Source organism: Bradyrhizobium sp. (assembly GCF_030693485.1).
Lineage (GTDB): Bacteria > Pseudomonadota > Alphaproteobacteria > Rhizobiales > Xanthobacteraceae > Bradyrhizobium.
In genome coordinates, this window is the sequence record NZ_JAUYAN010000239.1 from 21,931 (window position 1) to 28,215 (window position 6,285).

The following is a 6,285-nucleotide window of genomic DNA, read 5'->3' on the forward strand; positions in this document are numbered from 1 at the left end:
TGGCGCGCGGAGCGGCGCTCATGGGCCGAACGAGGGCCCGCGCCAAGTGTAGCATCCCGGTCCGGCCGGTAAAGCGCAGGGCTCTGTCGCGGGCCGCCAGCCGCGCAAACGGCCTGGAACGGAGATGTGTCGCCGTTAACCGGAAATGCGAAATTCCTTAACCATTCGATGGCAAGCTCGCCGAGGCGGGACGTATTGACATGAACTTCGAAAATGGAACCGTTGATACCATTCGGTCGATTAGCCAGCGCGGCCTTGCCGCATATTGGGCGCGGCTCTCGCTCACAAAAAAAGGCTTGCCTGCGTTCGATCAGTTCGAACCCGGCTCACGGGTTCACGACCCGAAACAGCTTGCGGTCTGGAAAGTTGAGGCTGGAGGCGGCCAGCTCGAATTTCGGGCCCTGTATCGGGGACTGCTGATCGACGAAGCCTTCAATGAAGGCTGGGTCGGAAAGACACTCGCCGAGGTCACCCCGCCGTCCCTGCGATCCCCCATCATTGAGGGGTCCGCCCACTGCGCCAGCAGCGGGTGCGCTGTTTATACCGTCCTGAGAACGTACGATGGCGCAGGATCGGCAATCGATCTGGAGCGTTTGCTGCTGCCTTTCGGCCAGGACGGCCGCGTCAACGTGATCGTGGCTTCGCTGCAGCTGATCAGCCTTGAAGGCAAGATCGAACGCCGCAAGGTCGTAAAGAATTTCGAAACGAAAACGGATATCATGCTGGCGTTCCGGATATCGGCAAACAGCTTCAAGGAATCTCGGGCAATAAAGGGGGATGCTGTCCCGCTCACTGATCTCTGGGCTTGAGCGCTTCAGATGGGTGGAGCGCAGCGAACTCCTTCAGCCGCCATTGCAAGTCAAAGCAGCTGCCTTGCCAGTTCCCTGAAAACCAGCTGGTTGCCTTCGATCGAAAAGTGATCGTCGCCGAGAATGTAGTAGCGCTCGTACCAGTTCCTGTCGGTTGCGGCGGCCGCGAAGAACACCGGATACAGGTTGATGAACGCCTTGCAGCGGCCCTCGCAGAATTCGCGCCAGAGCGAGACCTGCCGGCTGTTGCGATCGCCCTGCGCCACCTGCTGCGCCCAGGGGTAGACGACGATGGACAGCGGAATATTTCTGGCGGCCAGGAGGTCGGACAGCGCCCGCATGTTCTGCAATGACCGCGCGATGCCGCCCTCGACGCCGAGCGGCCTGTAGTCCCTTGATACGTCGAGGCCCGGAATGGTCCAGCCGATGCGGGCGTGATCGGTATTGATCGATGCCCGGCGGTTGCCGAGCGCCGACTGAATCGATCGCTTGACGGCGATGCGCACCCGGTTGGTCACCACGAAGCGGTCGATCAGGAAATTGCCTTTCTTCGGCGCGGCGGCCGCCGGCTGCATCGATCCTTCGGCCGGCGTGCAATGCGCGCGGTACTTCGGATCGTCGTCGATGCAGAAATAGGAGTTCGCCTCGTCGGTCACGTCGGAAGTGTCAGAAAGCACCACGACCTCGTCGAACTGCAATCCGAGGTCGAGCAGGTATTTTATCTTCTTGTAATAGATGCTGGGCGAATAGGACGCGACGCCGGCATTGAGAAATTCGATCCTGTCGTTGCGCTGCTGCCCCGCGCGCTGCAACAGCCCGGCGAAGGAATCCTCATAGCCCATGCCGATGCCCTCGGCGAAGGAATCGCCGATCAGCAGGACGCGGCGCGACGCCGGTTTCAGCGGGATGGTCCGGGTCGACGCGTCCTTGAAGCCGAGGCTGTTGGTGACCAGCCGGTGGCGCACCTCGCCCCAGACATCGTGGCCGTCGAAACCGGCGGCCAGCCCGTGGTCATAGACGGGATTGGCGATCCGGGCCGGACGCTGGCTTTCCTCGCCCACAGTGAGGCTCGACCAGGCAAAATCGAACGCCAGAAACAGCGCCAGGCAATAGGCCGAGATGCCCGCGTAAACCAGCGCCCGGCGCAGGCTGAACCGGGCTGACAGCCTGCCCGGCAGCGGGCGGGAAGCTGGATTGTCGGACATATCTGGGGCAACTCTTGACCGGAGGGCGCTTTCCGGCTTACCGGAACCGACTGCAAAGCATAAAAGCTCCCCGAGCGGAAGAATGGGCGGTCCCCCTGAAGCCGCATGGCTTGCGCTGGTGACAGCCCATCAAGGTGAAGTTCCGGGAATGACGGACGGCCCTGCTCGACCGAAGGTGACACAGGCGACCCACGAGGCGTTTACCCGCGACGAGACCATCGTGGCGGGTTCCGACCGCGCGTTCGGCCTTGTGATGGCGGCGGCGTTCGGGATCGTGACGCTGCTGAACGCCTGGTATGCCGGCCGGGTGTGGCCATGGACCGCCGGCGTGGCGGCATTGTTCCTGGCCGCGGCCCTGCTCCGCCCCGCGATGCTCAATCCGCTGAACCGGCTCTGGCTGAAATTCGGCCTGCTGCTGCACAGCGTGGTCAACCCCGTAGTGATGGCGCTGCTGTTCTACGGCACGGTGCTGCCGACCGGTTTGATCATGCGCGCGCTGGGCAAGGACCTGTTGCGGCTGAAGCGGCAGCCCGAGGCGGAAAGCTACTGGATCGTGCGCGCCCCTCCGGGGCCGGCGCCGGATACGATGAAGGATCAGTTCTAGATGGATTTTCTCGCTGAACTCTGGCGCTTCATGCGTGCTCGGAAGAAATTCTGGCTGCTGCCGATCCTGATCATGATGGTGGTGTTCGGCGGCCTGGTGGTGCTGACCAAGGGCTCCGCGATCGCGCCGTTCATCTACACGCTGTTCTAGCCGACGCGATGCGCATTCTCGGTATCTCGGCATTCTATCACGACAGCGCCGCGGCGCTGATCGAGGACGGACGCATCGTCGCCGCCGCCCAGGAGGAGCGCTTCACCCGGCGCAAGCACGATCCCGCCTTCCCGCACCACGCCATCGCGTATTGCCTCGAAGAAGCCGGCATCACCGCCGGCGGCCTCGATCATGTGGTGTTCTACGACAAGCCGTTCCTCAAATTCGAGCGGCTGCTGGAAACCTACATCGCGATGGCGCCGCGCGGCTTTCGCTCGTTCAAGATGTCGATCCCGCTGTGGCTGAAGGAAAAGCTGTTCCAGAAGACCCTGCTTCGGGACGAGATCGGCAAATTCTCGGAAGGTTTCGACATCGGCAAGTTGCTGTTCTGCGAGCATCATCTCAGCCACGCGGCTTCGGCCTTCTTCCCCTCGCCGTTCGACAACGCCGCCGTGCTGACCATGGACGGGGTCGGCGAATGGGCGACCACGTCGGCGGCAACGGGCGACGGCAACCGGCTCGAAATCTTCCAGGAGATCCATTTTCCGCATTCGCTCGGCCTGCTCTATTCGGCCGCAACCTATTACACCGGCTTCAAGGTCAATTCCGGCGAGTACAAGGTGATGGGGCTGGCGCCCTATGGCGAGCCGCGATTTGCAAAACTCATTCTCGATCATCTGATCGATCTGAAGCCGGACGGCTCGTTCCGGCTCGACATGTCATATTTCGACTATTGCACCGGCTTCACCATGACCAACGACCGGTTTGCCAGACTGTTCGGCGAACCCGTGCGCAGCCCGGATCAGTTGCTGACCAGCTTTCACATGGATGTCGCGGCCTCGATCCAGGCGGTGCTGGATGAAGCCGTGCTGCGGCTGACGCGCAGCCTCGCCAGGCAGACCGGCTCGAAGAACCTGTGCCTCGCCGGCGGCGTGGCGCTGAATTGCGTCGCCAACGGCAAGGTGCTGCGCGACGGTCATTTCGAGAACATCTGGATCCAGCCTGCGGCCGGCGACGCCGGCGGCGCGGTGGGATCGGCGCTGGCCGCCTACCACATCTTCAAGGGCCAGCCACGCAAAGCCAATGGGGCCAACGGCGCCGACGGCATGGCCGGCTCCTATCTCGGCCCGCATTATGCGCAAGCCGAGATCGAGCGGCGATTGATCGCCGCGGGCGCCAAGTTCGCCGTGCTCGACGAAGCCCGCATGCTGGAGACGACGGCGCAGGCGCTCGCCGACGAAAAGGCCGTCGGCTGGTTTCAGGGCCGCATGGAATTCGGCCCGCGCTCGCTCGGCGCGCGCTCGATCCTCGGCGATCCCCGCTCGCCCGCGATGCAGAAGAACCTCAACCTGAAAGTAAAATACCGCGAGAGTTTTCGCCCCTTCGCCCCGGCGGTGCTGCGCGAGGACGTCCAGGAGTGGTTCGATCTCAACTCCGACAGCCCCTACATGCTCGTCGTCGCCGACGTCAAACCGGAAAAACATCGCCAGATGACGGCAGCCGAACAGGCGCTGTTCGGCATTGAAAAACTCAACGTGTCACGTTCGGAAATCCCCGCGGTGACCCATGTCGATTATTCCGCGCGGATCCAGACCGTGCACCGCGACACCAACCCGCTGTTCCATGCGCTGCTCAGCCGCTTCAAGGCCAAGACCGGTTGCCCGGTGCTGGTCAACACCTCCTTCAACGTCCGCGGCGAGCCGATCGTATGCACGCCGGACGACGCGTTCCGCTGCTTCATGGGCAACGACCTCGATTTGCTCGTGGTCGGCAACTGCGTGCTGCGAAAGCAGGAACAGGATCCGGCGCTGAAGGTGGATTACAGTCTGGCGTTCGAAGCGGATTGAGGGGGCTTGCGTTTCGGCTAGATGAATTGCCGAGCGGTTGTGTAGTTTCGTTTCTTAAGAGGGGCCACTCATGAACCGCGAACTGTGGAAAGACAACTACCTCGAAAGCAATCCGCCATTCTGGCCATGTCCCGCTTGCGGCAGGGAGACGTTGCAGCCCATCCCAAAGTCGTTGGTTACTGCCGTGCCTTCTGGGTATCGATTGGACCCCGACATAACACCGGTGGATTACGAATATCGCTTTAATCAGTTCTTTCAGTGCGTGATTAAAGAATGCGGGGATGTTATTTGCGTCTCGGGTAGTGCAGCATTGAACCGAAGTGGAGGTGACGCATCTAGCGATGATGCATTTATTTTTACCCTTTATCCTCGAAACATTTATCGTGGATTGCCGATAATCGCTTGTCCAATGGTAACGCCGGAGGCGGCTAAGCGTGCGCTAGAATCGGCATGCACTCTATTTTGGGTAGATTTAGGGTCATGTGCAAACAAGCTCCGGATCAGCGTTGAGCGGATACTCGATGAGCTTGGAATACCCGAAGCCCGCAATTTGAATGAGCGCATAAAAACGTTTGAGAAAATCGATGCCGACCACGCTGAGACATTTCATGCTTTGCGCGAGGTCGGTAACGTTGGGAGCCATCGAGGCGACAATACGCGAGAAACTATCCTGGATGCCTTTGAAGTTTTTGAGGACGCTCTTCGTGACCTATTTGGCGGCCAAAAGGACCGAATCGAATCATTGAAGAAAAAGATCCGTACATCAAGGGGAATATGAACTCCGCCCCAATCCGCGTCCCTTCCCAGAATGCCACGCGATTTGAGCGAAGGAGGTGGAGCGTAGCGATATCCGTCAGTTGCTGTTTAAAAATGTGATAGGCATTCGCAAAACGCTCAAACCATACGGATTCAGGTCACTTCGACGAACGTTTCGCCGCGTTCGAGCGCTGCCAAAATCTGTGGCAGTACCGTCTCGAACCATATCAGCAGGTCGCGGCGCCGTGTGTTCGGCAGCCTGATCCAGACCACGGACGGGCCCGCTCCCGTCAACACCTTGCGTTGCGCGAAGTCCTCGTCTTTCGTGATGATTACGGCGGACATCGCCAGTGCGTAGTCCCATATCACCGCATCGGACGCAGATCGCATCTGCCGGTCGGCGACATGCTCCGCATCGTGCCCCTCGGCCGCGAGCCATTCAACAAGTGCAGGCGGCAACTGGGCGTCAACCAGAAAGCGCATCAAGCAATGTGCAGGACCGGATGGTCGCTTTGGCGCGCCGCATATTCAAGCGAGGCGGTGATGTCTCCGGCCTCCAGCAGCGGAAAATCGGCAAGGATTTCTTCCCGGCTGGCGCCAGCGGCCAGCAGATCGAGCACGTCCTTGACGCGTATGCGAAGACCCCGCAGGCAGGGTCGCCCGCCGCACTGGGCCGGATCGACGGTGATGCGATGCGTTTCGCTCATGTGGGGCTCCACGTCAGACGCGGGCAACGTAAGGAGGCCAATTAAGTTGATTTAATGGTCGGAGCGAGAGGATTTGAACCTCCGACCCCTAGTCTCCCAGACTAGTGCGCTAACCGGGCTGCGCCACGCTCCGATGCCGTTCCATTAGCTTCGATCAGCCCCGCGCGCAAGGCGGCTGACGGGGCGGGTTCCGCCGAAGAAGCCCCT

At 60.9% G+C, this 6,285-nt stretch carries 8 protein-coding genes and 1 tRNA gene; 5 read left to right on the top strand and 4 right to left on the bottom strand.

All coding sequences use genetic code 11. The annotated features are described in order from the left end of the window. Positions 1-200 precede the first annotated feature (200 nt). Entirely contained in the window at positions 201-809 is a 609-nt protein-coding gene (locus Q8N40_RS17690; RefSeq protein WP_305712724.1) for a hypothetical protein, read from the top strand. Positions 810-859: 50 nt separating this feature from the next. Here Q8N40_RS17690 and Q8N40_RS17695 read toward each other — a convergent pair whose 3' ends face one another. Further along, positions 860-2,014: a hypothetical protein gene (locus Q8N40_RS17695; RefSeq protein WP_305712725.1), complete on the bottom strand. Its 1,155-nt coding sequence runs from the start codon at positions 2,012-2,014 to the stop codon at positions 860-862. A gap of 148 nt (positions 2,015-2,162) precedes the next feature. On the opposite strand from Q8N40_RS17695, the gene Q8N40_RS17700 reads away from it, so the two are divergent. The 4 genes from Q8N40_RS17700 (at position 2,163) to Q8N40_RS17715 (ending at position 5,393) form a co-directional block, all read left to right on the top strand. Beyond that, positions 2,163-2,618: a hypothetical protein gene (locus tag Q8N40_RS17700; RefSeq protein WP_305712726.1), complete on the top strand. Its 456-nt coding sequence runs from the start codon at positions 2,163-2,165 to the stop codon at positions 2,616-2,618. Then, positions 2,619-2,768: a DUF5989 family protein gene (locus Q8N40_RS17705; RefSeq protein ID WP_305712727.1), complete on the top strand. Its 150-nt coding sequence runs from the start codon at positions 2,619-2,621 to the stop codon at positions 2,766-2,768. Between the two features lie 8 nt (positions 2,769-2,776). Next, entirely contained in the window at positions 2,777-4,615 is a 1,839-nt protein-coding gene (locus Q8N40_RS17710; protein ID WP_305712728.1) for a carbamoyltransferase, read from the top strand. Between the two features lie 70 nt (positions 4,616-4,685). Beyond that, positions 4,686-5,393 carry a DUF4145 domain-containing protein gene (locus Q8N40_RS17715; protein ID WP_305712729.1) on the top strand — a complete coding sequence of 236 codons (708 nt, stop codon included), beginning with the start codon at positions 4,686-4,688 and terminating at the stop codon, positions 5,391-5,393. 131 nt (positions 5,394-5,524) lie between these two features. On the opposite strand, the gene Q8N40_RS17720 is transcribed toward Q8N40_RS17715, so the two are convergent. From Q8N40_RS17720 to Q8N40_RS17730, 3 genes are all read right to left on the bottom strand, one after another. Beyond that, positions 5,525-5,854, bottom strand: a complete 330-nt coding sequence (locus tag Q8N40_RS17720; protein ID WP_305712730.1) for a DUF5615 family PIN-like protein — start codon at positions 5,852-5,854, stop codon at positions 5,525-5,527. Beyond that, a complete protein-coding gene (locus tag Q8N40_RS17725) occupies positions 5,854-6,078 on the bottom strand; it encodes a DUF433 domain-containing protein (protein WP_305712731.1) in 225 nt (74 codons plus the stop codon). The genes Q8N40_RS17720 and Q8N40_RS17725 overlap by 1 nt, the downstream gene beginning before the upstream one ends. A 55-nt stretch (positions 6,079-6,133) precedes the next feature. Next, a tRNA-Pro gene (locus Q8N40_RS17730) sits at positions 6,134-6,211 on the bottom strand. Positions 6,212-6,285: the final 74 nt, after the last annotated feature.

Bases quoted from the DNA above. Each gene is read 5' to 3' on its own strand.
- Q8N40_RS17705 (WP_305712727.1), top strand. From the start codon at position 2,619: ATGGATTTTCTCGCTGAACTCTGGCGCTTCATGCGTGCTCGGAAGAAA.
- Q8N40_RS17725 (WP_305712731.1), bottom strand. From the start codon at position 6,078: ATGAGCGAAACGCATCGCATCACCGTCGATCCGGCCCAGTGCGGCGGG.
- Q8N40_RS17695 (WP_305712725.1), bottom strand. From the start codon at position 2,014: ATGTCCGACAATCCAGCTTCCCGCCCGCTGCCGGGCAGGCTGTCAGCC.
- Q8N40_RS17710 (WP_305712728.1), top strand. From the start codon at position 2,777: ATGCGCATTCTCGGTATCTCGGCATTCTATCACGACAGCGCCGCGGCG.
- Q8N40_RS17715 (WP_305712729.1), top strand. From the start codon at position 4,686: ATGAACCGCGAACTGTGGAAAGACAACTACCTCGAAAGCAATCCGCCA.
- Q8N40_RS17690 (WP_305712724.1), top strand. From the start codon at position 201: ATGAACTTCGAAAATGGAACCGTTGATACCATTCGGTCGATTAGCCAG.
- Q8N40_RS17720 (WP_305712730.1), bottom strand. From the start codon at position 5,854: ATGCGCTTTCTGGTTGACGCCCAGTTGCCGCCTGCACTTGTTGAATGG.
- Q8N40_RS17700 (WP_305712726.1), top strand. From the start codon at position 2,163: ATGACGGACGGCCCTGCTCGACCGAAGGTGACACAGGCGACCCACGAG.